Source organism: Kitasatospora nipponensis (assembly GCF_039528135.1).
GTDB classification, from domain to species: Bacteria; Actinomycetota; Actinomycetes; order Streptomycetales; family Streptomycetaceae; genus Kitasatospora; species Kitasatospora nipponensis.
This window is the reverse complement of record NZ_BAAALF010000092.1, coordinates 1-20,682: the sequence shown is the minus strand read 5'-3', so window position 1 is coordinate 20,682 and position 20,682 is coordinate 1. Positions and strand designations below refer to the sequence as shown.

Below are 20,682 nucleotides of genomic sequence, written 5' to 3'. Positions count from 1 at the left end.
TTCCGATGATCCGCAAGGAGCTGCTGGTCCTGCTGCGGGACCGTGCCTCCCTGATCACCCTGTTCATCTCCCCGATCCTCTTCATGACCGTGATGAGCTTCGCGCTCGGCAACTCCTTCTCCGGGCTCGGCGCGGCGGGCAAGATCTCGCTGTCGATCGTGGACCAGGACCACACCCCCGCCTCGCAGGCGGTGGTGACCGCGCTCTCCAGCAGCGGTCAGCTGAAGATCACCAGCGCGCAGGACGGCAGCCCGCTGACCGCCGAGACGGCCGAGAGCCGGGTGCACGCCAAGACCGACGCCTTCGCGGTGGTGATCCCGGCGGGCTTCCAGCAGCGGGTGGCGGACGGCGCCGCGCCGACGGTGGGCTACGTGGTCGACCCGTCCTCCTCGCGCCAGGTGGTCGACCCGCTGGAGTCGGCGATCACCAGCCTGCTCACCACGGTCACCTCGCAGGCCGGCACCCGGATCGCGCTGACCAGGTTCGCCGACGCTCAGTCCGACCCGGCGCTGCAGGCGGCCATCGCCGCCCAGGTGGCGGCGCTGGACGCGACCACCCATCAGGTGGACACCAAGGTCAGCTTCCCGGCCGGCGAGGGACCGGTGAAGTACCCCTCGGTCTACCAGCAGGAGGTGCCCGGCTACACGGTGATGTACGTCTTCTTCATCGTCACCATCATGGCCAGCTCGATCCTGGTCGAGCGCCGCGAGGGCACCTTCCGCCGGCTGCTCTCCGCCCCGATGCCGCGCTGGCAGCTGCTGCTGGGCAAGGTGGTGCCGTACCTGCTGGTCGCCATGGTCCAGGTGGGCATCCTGCTGGGCTTCGGCAAGCTGGTCTTCGGGATGGACCTGGGGCTGCACCCGCTGGCGCTGCTGCCGGTGAGCCTGGCGCTGGCCGCCTGCGCGGTGGCGCTGGGGCTGCTGCTGGCCTCGATCGCGCGCAGCGAGGCCCAGGTGGCCGGGATCGGCACCTCCACGGTGCTGGTGCTCGCCGCGCTCGGCGGCTGCATGGTCCCCGGGGTCTTCATGCCGCACTTCATGCAGGACATCGCCCGCTACGTCCCGCAGGGCATCGCGCTCAACGCCTACCAGGACGTCCTGGTGCGCGGCGAGTCGCTGCGCGCGGTGCTGCCGGGCGCCGGGATCCTGCTGGCCCTGGCGGCCGGCCTCTTCGCCCTGGCACTGCCCCGCTTCCGGTTCGTGCGGTGACGGCACCGGCCACGGTGGATCCGGCCGCCCCGGCCGACCTGACCGGGGCGCCGGACCCGGCGGACGGCGGCCGCGTGCTGCTGTTCGCCGGGTCCACCCCCCGCCTGCCCCGGGACGCGTTCGGCCGCCGGGTCAGCCCCTCGGGGCGGGCCCTGCTGCTGGCCGGGGCCCGGCGGGCGGGCGGGGGGCCCGACGCCCCGTCCGCCCCGCACGGCCCGCTGACCCGCGGCGCCGACCGGCGCTGGTACTGGGCCGGCACCGACTGGCGCGGCTCGGCCTCGCACGTCGGCGAGCTGGGCGTGGCGGCCCTGACCCGCGGCGGCGGCTGGATCGGGGTGGACCTTCAGGACGAGCGGCCCCGGCCGGCCGCCCTGGGCTGGCTGGCCCGGGTGCTGGAGCGGCCGGCCGAGCAGGTGGGCTTCGCCGAGTGGGCCGAGACCGAGGCGCTGCTCAAGGCCCGGGGCATCGCGCACCACCGCCCCACCCGGCTCGCGCTGCCCCCCTGGCGCCCCGGCTGGCGTCCCACCGCCGACGGCTGGTGGCTGCGCAGCGGCCGGCTCACCCCCGGCGGCCCGCACCTGGCGATCGCCGCCGAACGGCCGCTGTCCCTGCTCCGCCTGTCCGCACCCGCCGCCGACCCGTCCGTCGACCCCGCTGCCGACCGCGCCGTCGACCCCGTCCGTACCGAAGGGACCCCGCAGTGACCCCGCCCACCGCCACCGCCGACCCCACCGCTGCGGCACCCGCCGCTCCCGGGCCCTCCACCACCGCCGCCTCCTCCGTCGCCCCGGCCGCCCCGGCCCGCCGGCCTGCCGCCGCCGGCCGCTACAGCCGGCGGATCTCGCTGACCGAGCGCAGCTACCTGATGGCCCACCTGATGGCCCCGCCGATGGCGATCCAGGTCTTCGTGGAGGGCGCCGGCGCCCTGGACCCCGACGAGCTGGCCCGGGCGGTGGCCACCGCCTCCGCCGCCTGCCCCGGCGCCCGGGTGGTGCGGCGCGGCCCGAACTGGGTGGACGGCGGGCAGAGTCCGCCGGTCGTCGTGGTGGACGGCGCGGACTTCGACCGCGAGACGTACGGCAGCGAGCTGCTGCGCCGCCCCTTCGATCCGGCCAAGGGCCCCAACTGCGAGGTGCTGCTGGTCACCGGCGAGCCGACGCTGCTGGTCTTCCGGGTCTTCCACGCGGTGATGGACGGCAAGGGCGTGATGGCCTGGATCACCGAGGTCTTCCGGGCGCTGCGCGGTGAGCCGGCGGTGGGCGCGGCCGGCACCGAGACCGAGGAGGGCTTCGTCGCCCGCTTCGCCACCAGCGCCGAGCGCCCGGCCACCGAGGCCCGCTGGCCCTCCCCGCTGGACGGACCGGGGCCGACCGCGGCCGCCGCCGCCGCGCAGTGCCCGGCCCCCGCCGACGGCGCCGCGGCCGACCCCGGCTGGCTCTGGGCCCGGCGCACGGTCGCCGGCGTCCACCCCGCGCTGATCGCCCGCACCGCCGTGGCACTCACCGAGTGCGCCGGCGAGGACGGCCGGTTCATGGTCCCGGTCAACCTGCGCCGGCACGACCCGACGGTGCTCTCCACCGCCAACCTCACCCTGCCGATCCTGCTGGACGTGCCGCTCGGCACCTCCTGGCGGCGCGTCCAGGGCACCCTGGTGAAGGCCATGATGGACGGTCAGGAGCTCAACTCCGACGGTCCGCGCGAGGGCAACGTCAGGCTCTCCTCGTTCGCGGGCCTGGCCCCCGCGCTGGCCGCCGCCCGGGCCGCCGACGACCACCGGGCCCGCTACCAGGCCTGCGCGATCCTCTCCGAGCTCGGCCGCCCCGACCTGCCGGGCCTGTCCGGCGCCGGCTTCACCGCGCGGACCGTCTACTCGCTGCCGATGTACGTCCCCTACGCCCCGGCCTTCCTGACCCTCTACCAGCTGCCCGACCGGGTGGAGATCGCGATGAGCTGCCGCAGCGGCCCCGGCACGGCCGCCCGGGCGCACGCCCTGCTGGACCGGATCGAGGCCGCGCTGAGCGGCGCCGGCCCCGCACGCTGACCCCACCGCCCACCCGCCTTCTCCCGTGGAGGACCCCATGAACCATCAGCCCCGGCCGGAGCCCGGCCCCGCGCTCCGGCACGGCGTCCGGTACGGCATCCTCGCCACCGTCGGCCACACCCCGCTGGTGCGGCTGGGCAACCTGGCCCCCGGGAGCGACCTCGAACTGCACGCCAAGCTGGAGCGCTTCAACCCGACCGGCAGCGTCGAGGACCGCACCGCGCTGGACCTGCTGACCGCGCCGATCCGCTCCGGCGAGATCGCCCCCGGACGCCCGGTGGTGCTCGCCGCCGACTCCGGCAACCTGGCCATCGCGCTGGCCCAGGTCGGCCGCTACTACGACCTCGACCTGCACCTGCTGGTCGCCGCCGACAGCGTCACGGTCTGGCACCTGGCGATGCTGCACGCCTTCGGCGCCCAGGTGCGCACGGTGCCCCGCAGCGGCCCCGGCCCGGTGCCCGCCGAGCAGTTGGAGGCGCTGGCCGACGCCCTGGCGGCCACCCGCCCCGGCGCCTACCGGCCGACCCCCGGCGGGGTGCGCCGCCCGCAGACCGACCTGCTGGGCGAGATCCGCGGCGAGCTGTCGACCGACGCCGACTACCTCTTCTGCCCCACCAGCAGTGCCGCCGTGCTGCGCCACGCCGTCGCCCGGATCCGCGCCGAGCGGCTGGCCACCCGGCTGGTCGCGGTGCGCGACCCGCTGCCCGAGAACGAGGCCGACCCGACGCCGTGCGCCGAGCGGGCCGAGCAGGCCGAGCGGGCCGCCCTCGGGCTGGGCCCCGCCGACCTGCTGCTGACGGTCCGGGAGGCCGACGCGCTGGCCGGCTGCCGCCGGCTGCTGAGCCACGAGGGCCTGCTGGCCGGCCGCTCCTCGGGCGCCGTGGTCGCGGCGCTGGCCGCCCTGGGCGGTCACCTGCCCGACGGCGCACGCTGCGTGCTGCTGCTGCCGGACGGCGGCGACCGGTACGCCGACACGGTCTTCTGCGACAGCTGGGTGGCCGCCCGCACCGGTGCGTTGCCCGACCTCTTCCCCTTCGCGCCCCAGGAGGCGTTGTGACGACCATCCTCGACCTGCTCGCCGGGCGCGCCGCCCAGGCCCCGCACGCACCCGCCCTGGTCACCGCCGAGGGCCGGGAGCTGGACTACCGGGAGCTGGACGCGCTGGTGCGCGGCACCGTGCAGCGGTTGCGCTCGCTCGGCGTGCGCCGCGCGGACCGGGTGGTGGTCTGCGCACCGGGCGACCTGGACGGCGTCGTGCTGCAGCTCGCCGTGATGGCGCACGCGGTCTGCTGCCCGGTCAACCCGCTGCTGGCCGAGGAGGAGTTCGAGCGGGCACTGGCCGTGCTGGCGCCCAGCGCGGTGCTGACCTGCGGGGCCGGCTCGGCCAAGCTGCTGCGGGCCGCCGCCCGGCACGAGGGCGCCGCGCGCCGCCAGGTCGCCGTGCTGGAGGCGGTGCCGACCGGCTTCGGGCGGCCCACCGAGCTGCGGCTGATCAGCGGCGAGCCGGCCACCGGACCCGCCGCGGCCGCGCTGGTGGCCGACGAGTCACTGCTGCTGCGCACCTCGGGCACCACCTCGGCCGGCAAGCTGGTGCCGCTGGCGCACCGGCAGATCCTGGCCGGCGCCACCGCCTCGGTGGACGCCTTCGCCCTCGGCCCGGCCGACCGCTGCCTCAACGTGATGCCGATGTTCCACATCCAGGGCCTGGTCGGCTCGGTGGTCGCCTCGCTGGTGGCCGGCTCCTCGGTGGTGCTGCTGCCCGCCTTCGACGCCAAGCACGCGCTGCGGGCGATCGAGGAGACCGGGGCGACCTGGTTCTCCGCCAGCCCCACCATCCACCGGCTGCTGCTCGACCGGCTGCGCGAGCTCTACCCCGTGGACGACGTGCGGGGCCTGGCCGGCCTGCGGTTCGCCCGCTCGGGCGCCGCCACGCTGCCCGGCGCGCTCCGCGAGGAGCTCGAAGGCGCCTACGGGGTGCCGATCCTGGAGACGTACGGGATGTCGGAGGCGCACAACATCGCCTCCACCCTGCTGCCCGAGCGCGGACCGCGGGCGATGGGGATGGTGCCCACCGGCTCGCGGGTCGGCGTGCTGGAGGCGGACGGCCAGATCAGCACGCGGGCCGGTGCGCAGGGCGAGTTGGTGGTCAGCGGCGACAACGTCATCGAGCGCTACGTCGACGCGGCGGACGGCGCCGGGGCCTTCGTCGAGGGCTGGCTGCGCACCGGGGACCTCGGGCGGCTCTGCGCCGACGGGTCGGTGCAGGTCACCGGCCGGGTCAAGGAGATGATCAACCGCGGCGGCGAGAAGGTCTCCCCCTACGAGGTCGAGGAGGCCCTGCTGCGGCACCCGGCGGTGCGCCAGGCGGTGGCCTTCGGCGTGGCCGACGAGGTCTTCACCGAGCGGGTGGTGGCCGCGGTGGTGCCGGCCGAGGGCGGTGTGGTCACCGAGGCCCAGCTGCGGACCCATCTGGCCGGCTGCCTGGCGCCGTTCAAGGTGCCCTCGCGGATCGTGCTGCGCGAGGAGCTCGCGGTGAACGCGGTCGGCAAGCTGGTGCGCGCCGACTTCGCCCGCGCGTTCGCCCAGGAGGTCGCCGCGGCCGAGCAGAGCGCCGCGGCCGAGCAGAGCGCCACCGCCGAGCCGGGCGCCGGGACGTCGCCGGTGGTGGCCGTGCCCGCCGGCCCGGTGGCCGCGCCCGGCTCGCCCGGCCCGAACGGCTCCACCGGCCCGGCCTGCGGGCCGCGGACCCCGCTGGAGGCGGCGCTGGCCGGCCTGTGGGCGTACGCCCTGGAGCTGCCGGCCATCGGCGACGTCGAGGAGGACTTCTTCGAGGTCGGCGGCGAGTCGCTCTCCGCCGTCGCCCTGCTGAACGCGATCGAGCAGGCCTTCGGCGTGCAGATCTCCCCCGCCGACCTGTTCGACGAGCTCAACACGGTGGCCCGGCTCGCCGGGGCCGTCGAGGCGGCCCGGGACGGGGCGGTGACCCGCGAGGACCGGCTCGTCGAGGCGGCCTGAGGCCGCCACGGCCCACCGCCCACCGCCCACTGGCCGTGCGGACGGCGAAGGGTGGGGCGGTCCGGCTCCCGGCGGTGGCCCGCACCGCGGTCAGCCGGACCGCCCCACCCACGGGCGGGCGCGGTGCGGGTCAGCCGACCCGCACCGCCCGCACCCGCAGCACCAGCAGGCGGGCCAGCACCTGGGCCAGCGCCATCAGCACCAGCGCCGCCGTCCAGGCCGGGGCGCCGGTGATCAGCTGCTCGCGGCTGAACCGGGCGATCTGCACCGCGTAGCCGTGGTGCACCGCGTACACGAAACCGGTGCGCGCGAGCATGCCGGTGATCCAGAGGGCCGCGGCGAGCAGCCCGGCCTTCGCCACCACGCCCGAACTGCCGCGCTTGAGCCGGGTGGTGAGCGCGCAGCCGACCCCGATCAGGGCGCCGGCCAGCGCGGTCAGCAGGTCGAGCTGCACGTCGTGGCCCTCGGTCGGGATCCCCTTGAGGTAGTACGCGGCCGCGCCGGCGACCAGGACCAGCGGCAGCACCAGGTTGGCCAGGTTGAGGGTGGTGCCGCGCAACTGCGGGACCACCAGCAGGACGAGGACGGCGGAGATGAGGTAGTCGGTCACGGTCATGCTGCTTGCTCTCCTTGAGCTGTCGATGAACTTCTCTGGCGTCTCGGCACGTCGGGCCCGCCGGCTACCAACCGCAGCCCTCGCGGTACCAGGAGCCGGCCGGCCGGTGACCGCCGGGCACGCCCTCCCGGTCCCACGGCGACTGCACCGGGGCCACCGGTCGGCTGCCGCCGGCAGGGCCACCCGCGGCGGCCGCCGCCCGGCGCAGCACCAGGACCAGGGCGGCCAGTTCCACCGGGTCGGGGCGGCCGCGCAGCACCCGCAGCCGCGGCTCCTCCCCCGGAGCCCGTCCCGCGCCCGCCGCGCGCTCGCGGCTCACAGCGGGGTCACGCCGTGCTTGCGGCGCGGCAGCGTGCGGTGCTTGCTGCGCAGCATGTCCAGCGCCCCGGCCAGCACGGTGCGGGTCTCGGCCGGGTCGATCACGTCGTCCACCAGCCCGCGCTCGGCCGCGTAGTAGGGGTGCATCAGCTCGGTGCGGTACTCCTTGATCCGCTGTGCCCGCAGCGCCTCGGGGTCGTCGGCGGCGGCGATCTCACGGCGGAAGATCACGTTGGCGGCGCCCTCCGCGCCCATCACGGCGATCTCGTTGCCCGGCCAGGCGAAGGAGAGGTCGGCGCCGATCGAGCGCGAGTCCATCACGATGTACGCCCCGCCGTAGGCCTTGCGCAGGATCAGCTGGATCCGCGGCACGGTGGCGTTGCAGTAGGCGTAGAGCAGCTTGGCGCCGTGCCGGATGATCCCCTCGTGCTCCTGCGCCACGCCCGGCAGGAAGCCCGGCACGTCCAGCACGGTGACCAGCGGGATGTTGAAGGCGTCGCAGTGCTGCACGAAGCGGGCCGCCTTCTGGCTGGCGCTGATGTCCAGCACGCCGGCCAGCGCCGCCGGCTGGTTGGCCACCAGGCCCACCACGTGGCCGCCGATCCGGGCCAGCGCGCAGACCACGTTCGCCGCCCAGCCCGGGTGCACCTCGAACAGCTCGCCGTCGTCGACGAGTTCGGCCAGCACCGCGCGCATGTCGTAGGCCTGCGCGGGGTCGGCCGGCACCAGGTCCAGCAGCGCCTCGCAGCGCCGGGTCACCGGGTCCGCGCTCGGCTCGTACGGGGGCAGCTCGCGGTTGTTCTGCGGCAGCAGCGAGAGCAGGTAGCGCACGTCCGCCAGGCAGCCCTCCTCGTCGTCGTAGGCGAAGGCGGCCACCCCGGAGCGCTGGGCGTGCACGTCGGCGCCGCCCAGCTCGTCCATGCTGACCCGCTCGCCGGTCACCGCCGCCACCACGTCCGGTCCGGTGATGAACATCTGCGCGATGCCGCGGACCATGAAGACGTAGTCGGTGAGCGCCGGCGAGTAGGCCGCGCCGCCCGCGCACGGGCCCAGGATCACGCTGATCTGCGGGATCACCCCGGAGCAGCGCACGTTGCGCTGGAAGATCCCGCCGTAGCCGGCCAGCGCGGTGACGCCCTCCTGGATCCGGGCGCCCGCACCGTCGCTGAGGCCGACCAGCGGCGCACCGGCCTGCTCGGCCAGGTCCATGATCTTGTGGATCTTCTGCGCGTGGGCCTCGCCGAGCGCGCCGCCGAAGATCCGGAAGTCGTGCGCGTAGGCGAAGACCCGGCGCCCGAAGACGGTCCCCCAGCCGACCACCACACCGTCGGTGTGCGGGCGCCGGTCCTCCAGGCCGAAGCCGCTCGCCCGGTGCCGGCGCAGCGGCTCGACCTCGGTGAACGAGCCCTCGTCGAAGAGCAGGGCGATCCGCTCGCGGGCGGTCAGCTTGCCGCGGGCGTGCTGCGCGGCGGTGGCCCGGGCGTCCGGGTCGGCCGCGAGCTCGGCCCGGACGCGGTGCAACTCGGCCGTTCTGGCGCGCAGATCGGCCGCGGGCGGACTCTGGGCACCCGGCGCCGGGGCCGGTCGGGCCTCGACCGGGGGCTCCTCGAGGATGGTCATGCTGCTGGTGCCTCCTTCGGGACCGGTGCGGTACGGCTCACCGAACCAGCGTGCGCGCAGGCGCTATCCGGGCCCTATGAGGCGCCGATACCGCCCGCGGCTATCCGGCGGCGGCACCGGCGGCCGGCCGCGGCAGTGCGGCCAGGAAGGCGCCGACCGACTGCGTCACCTCCGCCGCGCTCCAGGAGAGCGCCGGCGTGGCGACGGTCACCTCCGTCATCGCCAGACCCGGCAGCGCGCTCTCCCACCAGGTGCCGAAGAGCGCGTCACCGCTCTGCTCGGCGTACCGCGCGGTGGCCTCGGTGAGCAGGTGCGGGGAGTACGGCAGCCAGAGCTGGAACTGGTGGGTGTGCGGCGGGTCGGGGTGGATCCGCCCGCCCGGTACCACCTCGAGCGCGCGGCGCAGGCCCTCGGCGATCTGCTGGGCGTGCGCCAGGTACCGGTGCAGCCGCGGCAGCTCGCGCTCCAGGCCGCCGGTGGCCGCCAGCGCCGCGGGCCACTGCTGGTAGAGCAGCCCGCCGTAGCGGTGCCGCCAGCCGCGCGCCTCGCGCACCAGGTCGGCGGGCCCGGCCAGCGCGGCCCCGCTGATGCCGCCCAGCGCCTTGTAGAAGGAGACGTAGACGGAGTCGGCGAGCGCGGCCAGCGCGGCCGGCGGGCGCCCGTAGTGCACCGCGGCCTCCCAGATCCGGGCACCGTCCAGGTGCACCGCCGCGCCGTTCTCGCGGGCCGCGGCCACCGCGGCGGTCAGCTCCGACCAGGCGGGCAGCACGAAGCCCGCCGAGCGCAGCGGCAGCTCCAGCATCAGGACGCCGTACGGCTCGTCGAAGGCGCGCAGTTCCTCGGCGGTGGGCAGCCGGGCGGCGGTGGTGGGCCAGACCGACTCCAGGCCGCCGGGGCGGCGGTAGGCGCGGCGTTCGTGGGTCTCCAGGTGGGCCAGCGGGTGGGTGGCCACCACCCGGTCGCCGCGGCGCCGGGCCCAGCAGCGCAGCGCGACCTGCTGGGCCATCGTGCCGGTCGGGAAGAAGAGCGCGTCGGGCTTGCCCAGCAGGTCGGCGATCCGGCGCTCCAGCGCCGCGACCACGCCGTCGCCGTAGAAGTCGGGCCGCTCGGTGGGCCCCACCGCGGTGCGGGCGTCGGCCCCGAGCTCGGCGAGCCGCTCGTGCAGGGTGACCGGGCGCGGACCGGAGAGGATCCGCCGGGCGGCCCGCCAGAGCGCGAACCGGAGCTCCTCGGGAGTGGCGACCGGTTCGGACGGTGTGTTCGAGTCTGCGGTCATCCACCGATGGTCCACCCCGTCGGCGCTCCCGGGAATGCCCGCGGCGCACCCGGTGGCGACCGGTCTGAAACCCCGGTGACGGGTGGTGATGGTCACAGCGCGAGGGGCTGGTACGAGGCGCGGTAGTAGCGGGCCGGGTGGGGCGGTCGGGACTCCGTCGCGTCGAACTACCGTCGGATAAGAAGATCAATACGCCGATCGCCTGAAATTCACGGACGCCGCGCACTACACGCCGTAGTAGCTCATCGGATTTCGGTACCACCTCACTGACGGTTACACCTGGATGGTCCCCCCACCGAGCGCCCGACGGCTGCTCCCCGGGGCCTGCTCATGCTGCCCCGAACCGTTGCGAGGTCGATTCCCCCATGGCGTCCCACCCATCCGGCACCCCCGGCACCCCCACCGCCACCGCCACGCTCACCGCGCAGGCCACCGCCTCGGCCACCGGGACCACGGGAACGACCGGGACCACCGCTGGCACCGGGAGCACCGGGCGCACCGCCGGACGCCGGACGGCCGCGGTACGGATCGCCGCCGCGCGCGGCGGCCCGCGCCCGGGTGGCGGCCACCGCCCGCACCGGCGCCGGCCGGGCGGTCGCGCTCGGTACCGCCGGCGCGACCCGGGTGGCCGACGCGAGCACGATGGGCGCGGAGTGGCTGATCGACGCGGGCACGATCGGCGCCGAGCGCCTCGCCACGGCCGCGTCGGCCGGAGGCGCCCGGCTGCGCGAGGGCCACGGCCGTCCCACCGGGGCGCTGCCGGGCGGGCTGGGACACCTGCTGGCGGCGGGAGCGGGCCGCGCCAGGGCCGGCGGCCTGCCGGACCTCTACGCCGTCTTCCAGGGCCGCCACCGGCACAAGGCGATCTCCTCGGTCGCGGCCGGCGGCCTGCTGCTCGGCGTGATGCTGGCCGCGGCGCCGGGCAGCACGGCGGCCGGGACCGTGCACCCGACCACCCCGGGCACCTCCGCCTTCACCGCCGCGCACGGCACGGCCCCGGTGGACAACCTGGTGCAGGTGGCCGACCCCACGCCCTACCGGGTCCCCGGCAACGCGCACGCCTCGCAGCAGGCGGTGGCCCTGGCCGCCAACCTCGCCCACCCCGCCGACCCCGCGCCCCAGCCCGCCCAGCAGCCCGAGCCCGCCGCCCCGGCCGCCACCGAGGCGCCGCAGCCGGCTCCCGCCCCGGCCCCCGCGCCCGCCCCAGCACCGGCACCGGCCCCCGGCTGGTCCGCCCCCGCGCCCGGCGCGCCGATCACCAACCCCTACGGCGACCCGAACCCGGAGTACGCGGCCGGCTACCACACCGGGGTGGACTTCGCGGTGGACTCCGGCACCCCGCTCTACGCGGTGGGCGACGCCACCGTGGTCTCCGCGGCCTGGGACGGCGCGTACGGCAAGGAGGTGGTGCTGCGGCTGGCCGACGGCAAGTTCGCCCAGTACGCCCACCTGTCGCGGCTGGAGGTGGACGCCGGCGAGCACGTGACGGGCGGTCAGCGGATCGGCGCCTCCGGCACCACCGGCAACTCGACCGGCCCGCACCTGCACTTCGAGATCCGCAACCACAACAGCTACGGCGCGGTCACCGACCCGATCCGATACCTGTCGAGCCACGGGGTGACCAACTTCTGAGGCCCGTGGAGGGCCGGCCCGGCGCGCCCGCCCGGCGCGCCGGCACCGGCGGGCGCCGGGGTTCAGACCCCGTGCGCCTGGCCCACCCGGGGCTCGATCCGGCCGGCGATCTCCAGCGCCACGGTGAGCGCGGCGGCCACCGCCTCGTCCACCGTGGTGGCCCGCCCGCAGTCCTGCGCGTCCAGCGGCGGGAGCCGGGTCCCGTCGCCCTCCTGGTCGTGCTTGAGCAGGAAGAACGCGGAGTTGACCGAGAAGAGCGCCATGGTGGCGCGCAGCCGGTCCTCGAAGGAGGCACCGGGCCCGTGCAGCAGCCGGACCATCTGGATCATCCGGGCCTTGAACTCCAGGCCGGCCGGCGAGTCGCGCAGCGCGGGCTGGTTGTCGTGGAAGAACCGCAGCAGCGGGGCCCGCTCGGCCATCCCCGCCGCGAAGCGGGTCAGCAGCTCGTCGCGCACCTGCGGCGACCACTGCTGCTTCTCGCCCCAGGCGATGGTCTCGTCGATCGGCGCGCCCGCGGTCTCGACGATGCCGTGGACGATGTCGTCCTTGGTCTTGAAGTGGTAGTACAGCGCGGCCTTGGTGACGCCCAGCCGGTCGGCGATCTCGCGCAGCGACGTCTTCTCGTACCCCTGCTCGGAGAAGAGCTCCAGGGCCACCTCGATGATGCGCACCCGGGTGCCGCTGCGGGGGCTCTGCGTCGTACTCATGGCTTCGTGGCCTGCCTAGGTCGCTGCGAGGGTGTCGCTCTGCTGTCGTGCCGATCGAGTCCGGTCGCCGTCGGAGGCGGTCGGCTCCGCGCCACCGTTGCAGCCCATTCTCGCTGCTGACTGGAGTCCCACCGAATCCGGCTTGACGCCCGGCTTATGCAGACCTTACCGTGCCAACGGACAGAGAACTAGCCGGGCGGCAAGTAAGCAGCCGGCACCAGCGGGCCGCAAGCTGCGGACCACACGCGCTTTCGGGAGAAAATCCATGGCACAACAGCAGGCCGACGCGACGGCGCAGACCGCGCCACCGGTCGTCGAGCAGGCGGTCGGCGAGCAGGCGGCCGTCGACGAACGGCCGGCCCGCTCGCAGCGCGAGATCAGGCTGGTGATGGTCGGTCTGGTCATCACCATGCTGCTCGCGATGCTGGACAACCTGATCGTCGGCACCGCGATGCCGACCATCGTCGGTGACCTCGGCGGAGCCGACCACCTCTCCTGGGTGGTCACCTCCTACACGCTGGCCACCGCCGCCGCCACGCCGATCTGGGGCAAGCTGGGCGACCTCTACGGCCGCAAGGGCACCTTCCTCACCTCGATCGTGATCTTCCTGGTCGGCTCGGCCCTCTCCGGCCTCGCGCAGACCATGAACGAGATGATCGCCTTCCGCGCGCTGCAGGGCCTGGGCGCCGGCGGTCTGATGGTCGGCGTGATGTCGATCATGGGTGCGCTGGTCTCCCCCCGCGAGCGCGGCAAGTACCAGGGCATGTTCGCCGCGGTCATGGCGCTGGCCACGGTCGGCGGCCCGCTGCTGGGCGGCTTCATCACCGACCACTTCAGCTGGCACTGGATCTTCTACATCAACCTGCCGCTGGGCGCGGTCGCGCTCGCCGCGGTGACCATCACCCTGCACCTGCCCAAGGTCCGCTCCACCGCGCGGATCGACTACGCCGGCGCCGCGCTGCTGACCACCGGCATCACCTCGCTGGTGCTCATCACCACCTGGGGCGGCACCCAGTACGCGTGGGGCTCCAAGCACATCATCGGGCTGGCCGTGCTGGCCGCCGCCGCGCTGATCGGCTTCTGCTACGTGGAGCAGCGCGCCGAGGAGCCGATGCTGCCGCTCAAGCTCTTCCGCAACCGCGACTTCTCGATGGTCTCGATCATCGGCTTCATCGTCGGCTTCTCGATGTTCGGCGCGGTGGCCTTCCTGCCGCAGTACCAGCAGATCGTCCAGGGCGCCTCGGCGACCAACTCCGGCCTGCTGCTGATGCCGATGATGTTCGGCATGCTGGTGGTCTCGCTGGTGGTCGGTCAGACCGTCACCCGCACCGGCAAGTACCGGATCTTCCCGATCATCGGCACCACCCTGATGGGCGGCGGCTCGCTGCTGCTCTCCACCCTGGGCACCGACACCACCCGCTTCACCTCCGCCTGCTACATGGCCGCGCTCGGCGCCGGCATGGGCTTCCTGATGCAGATCACCATGCTGGTCGCCCAGAACAGCGTGGAGCTCAAGGACATGGGCGTCGCCAGCTCGACCGCCACGCTCTTCCGCACCATCGGCGGCTCGTTCGGCGTGGCGCTCTTCGGCGCGATCTACACCCACCAGATCACCGCCACGCTGACCGCCCGCCTCGGCGCCCAGGCGGCCGCCGCCGGCGGTGACAGCAACCAGATCACCCCCACCAAGCTGAAGGGCATGAAGGCCCCGGTGCAGGACGCCTTCCACCACGCGGTGTCCAACGGCATCCACTCGGTCTTCCTCTGGGGCGCGGGGATCACCGTGATCGCCATCGTCGCCTCGCTCTTCCTGCGCGGCGCTCCGCTGCGCGGGGCCGGCCAGCCGGCCGAGAGCTCGCTGGAGTCCGCGGCGATCTGACGCCCGCGCGCGCCGTCCGCCGACCGCCCCGCCCCGGATCCGTCCGGGGCGGGGCGGTCGCGTCATGACCGGCGGTGTTCCCGGCGCGCCGCGGGGTCACCGGACCCGGGGCCGGACGGGCCGTCCGGGTCGGTGAGTTCGGCCCGCAGCCGGCCGCGGGTGCGCACCAGGATCCGGCCGAGCACGTTGCGCCCGGTCCCGGTCCGCCCGCGCCCCCAGTAGTGGTCGCTCCCGGTGTCCTCGACGATCTCCTGGTCCCCGGTGGCCAGCAGGACGGCCCGGATGTCCGGGTGGGTGCGGAACTTGGCCGTCACCGCCCGGCGCATCACGTCGTCCTTGACCCGCTCCCAGTCCCGCCGCAGCGGCTTGCCGGGGTCCCGCCCCAACTCGGCGGCCCGCAGCGGGGTGCCGGCCCGGCGGATCGCCTCGGCGTGCCGGCTCCCGGCGAACTTCTGCGCCTGGAAGTAGTGCTCCGAGGTCGGCCACCAGAGGCCGTCGAGCTCCAGCCCGTGCGCGGAGAAGTTCGAGAAGCAGCCGTACGGGACGTCGTCGGCGCCGTAGAAGAAGATCGTCACCCGCCGGACGGTGGCAGCCGGCCGACCGTCCCCGCAACGGCTTTAGCGCGCCGCCGCGCTACTGCGGGAGGCGGTAGAAGCCCTGGGCGACCGGCTCGACCAGGCCGTCGGCGACCAGGCCGTCCAGCGCGCGGGCGCGCTGGATCGGCTCGGGCCACACCGCGTCCAGCCGGTACTGCGCCACCTCGCCGTGCGACTCGCGCAGCACGGCGAGCAGCTTGCCGCGCACCTGGCGGTCGGTGCCCTCGTAGCTCTGGCCGCGGCGGGCCGGGCCCTGGTGCGGCGGGCGGCCGGCCTGCTGCCAGGCGCAGTGCCGGCGCAGCGGGCACGTGCCGCACTCGGGGCCGCGGGCGGTGCAGACCAGGGCGCCCAGCTCCATCACGCCCACCGCCCACTCGGCGGCGGTGGCCCGGTCCGGCGGCAGCAGCTCGACGGCGGTGCGGCGCTCGGCCGCGGTCGTCGCCGGGGCCGGGTACTCCACGCCGGTCACCGCCCGCGCGAAGACCCGGCGGACGTTGGTGTCCAGCACGGCGTGCCGCTGGCGGAAGGCGAACGAGGCGACGGCCGCGGCGGTGTACTCGCCGACGCCGGGCAGGGCCAGCAGCTCGGCGTGGTCGTCGGGCACCTCGCCGCCGTGCTGCTGGGCGATGGCGGTGGCGGCCGCGTGCAGCCGCAGCGCCCGGCGCGGGTAGCCGAGCCGGCCCCACATCCGGACCGCCTCACCCGGCGCGTCCTCGGCCAGCGAGGCCGGGGTCGGCCAGCGCTCCAGCCAGGCCGCGTAGACGGGCAGCACCCGCTTGACCGGGGTCTGCTGGAGCATGAACTCGCTCACCATGACGGCCCACGGCGTGGCCTGCGGGCCGCGCCAGGGCAGGTCGCGGGCGTTCTCCCGGTACCAGTCCAGGACGATGGAGTGCAGCAGCGGCGCGGGGGTGCGGGCGGTAGTCGACATAGCACTCCGATCCTCGCACAGTCCCCGTCCGCGGGAGACGCGGACCGGACGCGCGCCGGTACTCGCTCGGACGGCTTAAATGGCGGATGATGTGAAAGATCGGGTCGTGAGAACGGTGTTGGTGCGACAAGCGGTGCTCCGGCTCTCGTAGAGTTTGATCGTGCCTTCTCTGCGTCAGCCCGTCGGACCCCTGCCCGCCTCGATCTACTGGCGACGGCGGGTCGTTGTGTTCGCCGCCCTCGCGGTACTGGTGGCCGTGGTGGCCTGGCTGACCGTGGGTCAGGGCGGGGGCGACAAGCAGAAGACGGCGCAGCCGGTGCCCTCCCCGTCCGCCGCCAGCTCCATCACCCCCGGCGCGCCCCCGACCGGCCCCGCGATCAGCACCCACCCCGGCGGCAGCAGCGGCGGCACCGGGAGCGGCGGATCCACGGCCGGGACCTCCGGCGCGGCGAACGGCGCTGCGGGCGGCAGCGGGACGACCGGCGGTGGGACGGCCGGCGCCAGTGGCGCGACCACCGGCGGCGACGCGAACGGTGGCACCACCGGGACCGCGGGCGGCGCCACAACCGGCGGCAGCGGCACGGGTGGTACGGCCACCGGCGCGACCACCGGCGGCTCGGGCGGCACCGGCGGGACGGGCGGCGCCACCGGCGGCGCCGGCGCCCCGCCGATCAACACCGGTGAGGTGATGGCCCTTCCGGTCTGCACCGCCTCGCAGCTCACCCTCGAACTGGCCGGCACGCAGAACGCCTACCAGCCCAAGGACAGGCCCACCTTCGAGCTCAAGGTGCGCAACGCCTCCGGCTCCCCCTGCCGGGTCGACCTGAGCCAGGCCGCCGCCGCCATCACCGTCAACTCGGCCAGTGGCGAGCGGATCTGGTCCTCCGCCGACTGCGTGGCCGACAAGCGCGGCCGCTGGGTGCAGGTCTCACCGGCGACCGCGCTGACCGAGACCTTCGTCTGGGAGCGCACCCGCAGCAAGCCGCAGTGCGCCACCCCGACCGACACCACCGCGGTGCCGGCCGGCAACTACCTGGTCCAGGCCGAACTCACCGGCCCCAGCGGCGGCCCGGTGCCGGCCCGCACCTCCACCCGGCTGGACGGCTGACCGGCGGGCCGGGTCAGACGTAGCGTTCCAGGATCGAGGACTCCGCCAGCCGGGAGAGCCCCTCGCGCACCGAACGGGCCCGCGTCTCGCCGACGCCCTCGACCGTCTGCAGGTCGTCGATGCTGGCCGCGAGCAGCTTCTGCAGGCCGCCGAAGTGCTCCACCAGCCGCTCCATCACGGTGTTGGGCAGTCGCGGGATCTTCGCCAGCAGGCGGTAGCCGCGCGGCGAGACGGCGGAGTCCAGCGACTCGGGCGAACCGGAGTAGCCGAAGGCCTTGGCCACCGTCTGCAGGTCCAGCAGCTCGGCGTGGGTGAGCGCCTCCAGGTCGGCCAGCACCTCGGTGACGGTGCGCCCGCGCTTGGCCGCCCGCTCGGGGAAGTAGTCCCGCGCGACCAGCTCGCGCTCCGGCTCCACCCCCGCGATCAGCTCGTCCAGCTGGAGCGAGAGCAGCCGGCCGTCGGTGCCCAGCTCCAGGACGTACCCGGCGATCTCGGCCGCGATCAGCCGCACCATCTCCAGGCGCTGCGCCACCGCGGTGACGTCCCGGACCGTGACCAGGTCCTCGATCTCCAGCGCGGAGAGCGTGCCGGCCACCTCGTCCAGCCGCAGCTTGTAGCGCTCCAGGGTGGCCAGCGCCTGGTTGGCCCGGGAGAGCACGGTGGTGGAGTCCTCCAGCACCCGGCGCGAGCCGTTGACGTACATCGCGATCAGCCGCATCGAGTGCGAGACGGCGACCACCGGGAAGCCGGTCTGCTTGTTCACCCGCTCGGCGGTGCGGTGGCGGGTGCCGGTCTCGTCGGTGGGGATCGAGGCGTCCGGCATCAGGTGCACGCCGGCCCGGACGATCTTGGTGATGTCCTTGTCCAGCACCACCGCGCCGTCCAGCTTGCACAGCTCGCGCAGCCGGGTCGCGGTGAACTCGACGTCCAGCACGAAACCGCCGGTACAGACCGACTCCACCGTCTTGTCGAAGCCCAGGACGATCAGACCGCCCGTGTTGGCCCGCAGGACCCGCTCGAGACCGTCGCGCAGCGGCGTCCCCGGCGCGATGGCCTGCACGGAGGCACGCAGCAGGGCCTCTTCACGGGGGGACCTCTCCGCCCGGTCGCTCGCTGCCACGTGACTCCTCCGGCCGGCCCGGACCGCTTGTCGCGGGGCCCCGGTCCCTCGTTCGCTACTGCCCGATCAGGTACTGGACAGGGCAAAGTCTACGGTGCGGGCGCGGTGACGGGGCCTCGGTCAGTGCAGTTCGTCCGAATCGACCGGTTCCCAGCCGGCCATCAACTCCTCCGGGTAGGCCGCCGGAGCCGGCACCCGGTCGGCACCGTTCGGCTGCGAACGCTGCTCCGTGCGGGGCTTGGCGGCCGCCCGGCGCCGCCCGGGGATGGCGCGCAGCGCCTCGCCGATGTCGGCCACCTCGACCACCTTCATGCCCGGCGGCACCTTGCCCGGATCCGGCGGGACCAGCGCGTGGGTGAAGCCCAGCCGGTGCGCCTCCGCGAGCCGGCGCTGCACCCCCGTCACCCGGCGGACCTCACCCGCGAGTCCGACCTCGCCGATCGCCACCAGGTTGCTGGGCAGCGGGACGTCCGAGGAGGAGCTGGCCACGGCCAGCGCGATGGCCAGGTCGGCGGAGGGCTCGGAGAGCTTCACCCCGCCGACGGTGGCGGTGTAGATGTCCTGCTTGCCGAGCTTGACCCCGCCGTGCCGCTCCACCACGGCCAGGATCATCGCGATCCGCGGCGACTCCAGGCCGGAGGTGGTCCGCCGCGGCGAGGGGATCTGCGAGTCCACCATCAGCGCCTGCACCTCGGCGACCAGCGGGCGCTTGCCCTCCAGGGTGACCGTCAGGCAGGTGCCGGGGACCGGCTTGTCACGGCGGGTCAGGAAGAGCCCGGAGGGGTCCGCCAGGCCCGCGATGCCCTCGTCGTGCAGCTCGAAGCAGCCGACCTCGTCGGTGGCGCCGTAGCGGTTCTTGATGCCGCGGATGATCCGCAGCCGCGCGTGCCGGTCGCCCTCGAAGGAGAGCACCACGTCGACCAGGTGCTCCAGCAGGCGCGGGCCGGCGATCTGGCCGTCCTTGGTGACGTGGCCCACCAGCAGGGTCGCCATGCCGCGGTCCTTGGAGGCGCGGATCAGGGCCCCGGCCACCTCGCGGACCTGGGCCGGGCCACCGGGCGCACCGTCCAACTCGGCGGAGGCGATGGTCTGCACCGAGTCCAGGATCAGCAGCCCGGGACTGACCTGCTCGATGTGGCCGAGCACCGCGCCCAGGTCGGACTCGGCCGCCAGGTAGAGGTGGTCGGAGAGCGCGTTGATCCGGTCGGCGCGCAGCCGGACCTGGCCGGCCGACTCCTCCCCGGTCACGTACAGGGTGCGGTGCTGGGAGGAGGCGGCCTTGGCGGCGACGTCCAGCAGCAGCGTCGACTTGCCGACACCCGGCTCGCCCGCCAGCAGCACCACCGCGCCGGGCACCAGGCCGCCGCCGAGCACCCGGTCCAGCTCGGGCACGCCGGTCGAACGGGCGGTCGCCACCTGACCGTCCACCTGGCCGATCGGCCGGGCCGGCGCGCTCACCGGGCCGGCCGCCGTGGTGCGGATCGGGACGGCGCCGTACTCCTCGACGGTGCCCCAGGCGTTGCACTCCGGGCAGCGCCCGACCCATTTGGGCAGCTGGTTGCCGCACTCCGTGCAGCGGTAGGCCGGACGGGGCTTGGCGGTGGTCTTCGCGGTGCGGGCTGCCATGGGGGCCACCGTAGCGGGTGGGACCGACAGTGCCGGCCCGGACGGCCCGGACGACCCGCGGCCGGGCCCGGCCGTCAGCTCCGGCGCGGTGTTGTTACCCGAAAGAAGGACAAGGGGCTCATTGTGGTTTGTCGGGTCGGCCCCTCTCCCTACCGTCGGTCGGGTGAGCCCCCGAATGGAGAAGACCGAGCGCGCGACCGCCTCCGGGCAGGTCGCGGCGACCGTGCTGCCCGCCTACGGCCGTCTGGTCGACGGCCTGTACACCTACTGCCTCTCGGTGCTCTGCGAGCACGAGGCGGCCGCCGCCGCGGTCGGCGAGGTCCGTGACCTGGCGCTGGCCACCGGCGAGCGGCTCGCCGACCCGGGGCTGCTGCGGGCCTGGCTGTACTCGCTGGCCCGGTACGCCTGCGTGCGACGGCTGGCGACGGGCGGCGGCGGGGACGGCGGGGGTGCGGGCGACAGCGGCGACAGCGGCGACAGCGGCGGCGGCGAGGGTCCGGCGTCCGCGGAGCCGGCCCGGCGGCGCCGCGAGCTGGCCTCGCTGGCCTGGCCGGAGGCGGCCGGGACCACCGCGGAGCAGCGCGAGGCGCTGGAGCTGGCGGTCCGCCACCGGCTCACCCCGCTGGAGGTCGCGGCGGTGCTGGGGCTGGGCAGCGAGGCGGCGCAGCGGCTGCTCGCGGACGGCGCCGAGGAGGTCGCCCGGACCCGGCTCGCGCTGCTGGTGCTGGGCGTGGGCAGCTGCCCCGAGCTGGCCCGCCTCGGCGGCACGGGCGCGGAGCAGTGGCGGGCCTGGGTGCTGGGGCCGGCGCTGCGCCGGGAGCTGGTGCGCCACGTGGTGGAGTGCCCGACCTGCCGCGGGACGGCCGAGCGGGTGGGCGGCGAGCTCGCCGGCGCGCGGGGGCCCGGTGCGGGCTCGGGCGGCTCGCTGCAGGGGGTGGGCCCGGCGGCCGGACTGGCCCTGCTGCCGGCGCCGGTGGCCGTCCGGCTGG

General features: G+C 75.2%; 18 protein-coding genes. 9 read left to right on the top strand and 9 right to left on the bottom strand.

All coding sequences use genetic code 11. From position 1 onward, the window contains the following. Positions 1 to 5 precede the first annotated feature (5 nt). Genes ABD323_RS23525 through ABD323_RS23505 form a run of 5 tightly spaced genes read left to right on the top strand, consistent with a single transcriptional unit; the run spans position 6 to position 6,264 of the window. Positions 6 to 1,208, top strand: a complete 1,203-nt coding sequence (locus tag ABD323_RS23525; protein ID WP_344443891.1) for an ABC transporter permease — start codon at positions 6 to 8, stop codon at positions 1,206 to 1,208. After that, positions 1,205 to 1,912 (top strand): 4'-phosphopantetheinyl transferase family protein, encoded by a 708-nt coding sequence (locus tag ABD323_RS23520; RefSeq protein WP_344443890.1) that lies wholly within the window; start codon positions 1,205 to 1,207, stop codon positions 1,910 to 1,912. The genes ABD323_RS23525 and ABD323_RS23520 overlap by 4 nt, the downstream gene beginning before the upstream one ends. Continuing rightward, on the top strand, positions 1,909 to 3,249 hold the full coding sequence (locus tag ABD323_RS23515) for a hypothetical protein (RefSeq protein ID WP_344443889.1): 1,341 nt from the start codon (positions 1,909 to 1,911) through the stop codon (positions 3,247 to 3,249). The genes ABD323_RS23520 and ABD323_RS23515 overlap by 4 nt, the downstream gene beginning before the upstream one ends. Positions 3,250 to 3,286: 37 nt before the next feature. Beyond that, a complete protein-coding gene (locus ABD323_RS23510) occupies positions 3,287 to 4,306 on the top strand; it encodes a pyridoxal-phosphate dependent enzyme (protein ID WP_344443888.1) in 1,020 nt (339 codons plus the stop codon). Continuing rightward, positions 4,303 to 6,264, top strand: coding sequence for a non-ribosomal peptide synthetase (locus tag ABD323_RS23505; protein ID WP_344443887.1), 1,962 nt, complete (start codon positions 4,303 to 4,305; stop codon positions 6,262 to 6,264). Before ABD323_RS23510 ends, ABD323_RS23505 begins: the two co-directional genes overlap by 4 nt. 130 nt (positions 6,265 to 6,394) lie before the next feature. Here the strand turns inward: ABD323_RS23505 and ABD323_RS23500 are convergent, their stop codons facing one another. The 4 genes from ABD323_RS23500 to ABD323_RS23485 form a co-directional block, all read right to left on the bottom strand. Beyond that, complete coding sequence (locus tag ABD323_RS23500) at positions 6,395 to 6,880, bottom strand: hypothetical protein (RefSeq protein ID WP_344443886.1); 486 nt, start codon at positions 6,878 to 6,880, stop codon at positions 6,395 to 6,397. Positions 6,881 to 6,944: 64 nt separating this feature from the next. Then, the gene (locus ABD323_RS23495; protein WP_344443885.1) at positions 6,945 to 7,199 is read right to left on the bottom strand and encodes an acyl-CoA carboxylase epsilon subunit; all 255 of its coding nucleotides are present in this window, start codon (positions 7,197 to 7,199) and stop codon (positions 6,945 to 6,947) included. Beyond that, positions 7,196 to 8,818 carry an acyl-CoA carboxylase subunit beta gene (locus ABD323_RS23490; protein WP_344443884.1) on the bottom strand — a complete coding sequence of 541 codons (1,623 nt, stop codon included), beginning with the start codon at positions 8,816 to 8,818 and terminating at the stop codon, positions 7,196 to 7,198. Before ABD323_RS23490 ends, ABD323_RS23495 begins: the two co-directional genes overlap by 4 nt. Before the next feature lie 100 nt (positions 8,819 to 8,918). Next, complete coding sequence (locus ABD323_RS23485) at positions 8,919 to 10,094, bottom strand: threonine aldolase family protein (protein ID WP_344443883.1); 1,176 nt, start codon at positions 10,092 to 10,094, stop codon at positions 8,919 to 8,921. Positions 10,095 to 10,652: 558 nt separating this feature from the next. On the opposite strand from ABD323_RS23485, the gene ABD323_RS23480 reads away from it, so the two are divergent. Further along, positions 10,653 to 11,726: a M23 family metallopeptidase gene (locus tag ABD323_RS23480; RefSeq protein ID WP_344443882.1), complete on the top strand. Its 1,074-nt coding sequence runs from the start codon at positions 10,653 to 10,655 to the stop codon at positions 11,724 to 11,726. Positions 11,727 to 11,788: 62 nt separating this feature from the next. Here the strand turns inward: ABD323_RS23480 and ABD323_RS23475 are convergent, their stop codons facing one another. After that, positions 11,789 to 12,433, bottom strand: a complete 645-nt coding sequence (locus tag ABD323_RS23475) for a TetR/AcrR family transcriptional regulator (RefSeq protein ID WP_344443881.1) — start codon at positions 12,431 to 12,433, stop codon at positions 11,789 to 11,791. Positions 12,434 to 12,698: 265 nt separating this feature from the next. Here ABD323_RS23475 and ABD323_RS23470 point away from each other — a divergent pair, with 265 nt between their 5' ends. After that, positions 12,699 to 14,312: an MDR family MFS transporter gene (locus tag ABD323_RS23470; protein ID WP_425556128.1), complete on the top strand. Its 1,614-nt coding sequence runs from the start codon at positions 12,699 to 12,701 to the stop codon at positions 14,310 to 14,312. A 62-nt stretch (positions 14,313 to 14,374) separates the two neighbouring features. Here the strand turns inward: ABD323_RS23470 and ybiA are convergent, their stop codons facing one another. Beyond that, the gene (gene ybiA / locus ABD323_RS23465; RefSeq protein ID WP_344443880.1) at positions 14,375 to 14,887 is read right to left on the bottom strand and encodes a riboflavin biosynthesis intermediates N-glycosidase; all 513 of its coding nucleotides are present in this window, start codon (positions 14,885 to 14,887) and stop codon (positions 14,375 to 14,377) included. 58 nt (positions 14,888 to 14,945) lie between these two features. Then, positions 14,946 to 15,839, bottom strand: coding sequence for an HhH-GPD family protein (locus tag ABD323_RS23460; protein WP_344443879.1), 894 nt, complete (start codon positions 15,837 to 15,839; stop codon positions 14,946 to 14,948). 160 nt (positions 15,840 to 15,999) lie between these two features. Here ABD323_RS23460 and ABD323_RS23455 point away from each other — a divergent pair, with 160 nt between their 5' ends. Then, on the top strand, positions 16,000 to 16,947 hold the full coding sequence (locus ABD323_RS23455; RefSeq protein WP_344443878.1) for a hypothetical protein: 948 nt from the start codon (positions 16,000 to 16,002) through the stop codon (positions 16,945 to 16,947). A 13-nt stretch (positions 16,948 to 16,960) separates the two neighbouring features. Here the strand turns inward: ABD323_RS23455 and disA are convergent, their stop codons facing one another. Then, positions 16,961 to 18,019, bottom strand: coding sequence for a DNA integrity scanning diadenylate cyclase DisA (gene disA / locus ABD323_RS23450; RefSeq protein ID WP_344443901.1), 1,059 nt, complete (start codon positions 18,017 to 18,019; stop codon positions 16,961 to 16,963). 168 nt (positions 18,020 to 18,187) lie between these two features. After that, positions 18,188 to 19,693, bottom strand: a complete 1,506-nt coding sequence (radA, locus tag ABD323_RS23445; RefSeq protein ID WP_344443877.1) for a DNA repair protein RadA — start codon at positions 19,691 to 19,693, stop codon at positions 18,188 to 18,190. Between the two features lie 163 nt (positions 19,694 to 19,856). Between radA and ABD323_RS23440 the strand changes: the two genes are divergently transcribed. Then, the coding region (locus ABD323_RS23440) for an RNA polymerase sigma factor (RefSeq protein ID WP_486327154.1) at positions 19,857 to 20,682 on the top strand (826 nt) is incomplete at its 3' end.

Bases quoted from the DNA above. Each gene is read 5' to 3' on its own strand.
- ABD323_RS23470 (WP_425556128.1), top strand. From the start codon at position 12,699: ATGGCACAACAGCAGGCCGACGCGACGGCGCAGACCGCGCCACCGGTC.
- ABD323_RS23500 (WP_344443886.1), bottom strand. From the start codon at position 6,880: ATGACCGTGACCGACTACCTCATCTCCGCCGTCCTCGTCCTGCTGGTG.
- ABD323_RS23485 (WP_344443883.1), bottom strand. From the start codon at position 10,094: ATGACCGCAGACTCGAACACACCGTCCGAACCGGTCGCCACTCCCGAG.
- ABD323_RS23490 (WP_344443884.1), bottom strand. From the start codon at position 8,818: ATGACCATCCTCGAGGAGCCCCCGGTCGAGGCCCGACCGGCCCCGGCG.
- ABD323_RS23525 (WP_344443891.1), top strand. From the start codon at position 6: ATGATCCGCAAGGAGCTGCTGGTCCTGCTGCGGGACCGTGCCTCCCTG.
- ABD323_RS23475 (WP_344443881.1), bottom strand. From the start codon at position 12,433: ATGAGTACGACGCAGAGCCCCCGCAGCGGCACCCGGGTGCGCATCATC.
- ABD323_RS23510 (WP_344443888.1), top strand. From the start codon at position 3,287: ATGAACCATCAGCCCCGGCCGGAGCCCGGCCCCGCGCTCCGGCACGGC.
- radA (WP_344443877.1), bottom strand. From the start codon at position 19,693: ATGGCAGCCCGCACCGCGAAGACCACCGCCAAGCCCCGTCCGGCCTAC.
- ABD323_RS23460 (WP_344443879.1), bottom strand. From the start codon at position 15,839: ATGTCGACTACCGCCCGCACCCCCGCGCCGCTGCTGCACTCCATCGTC.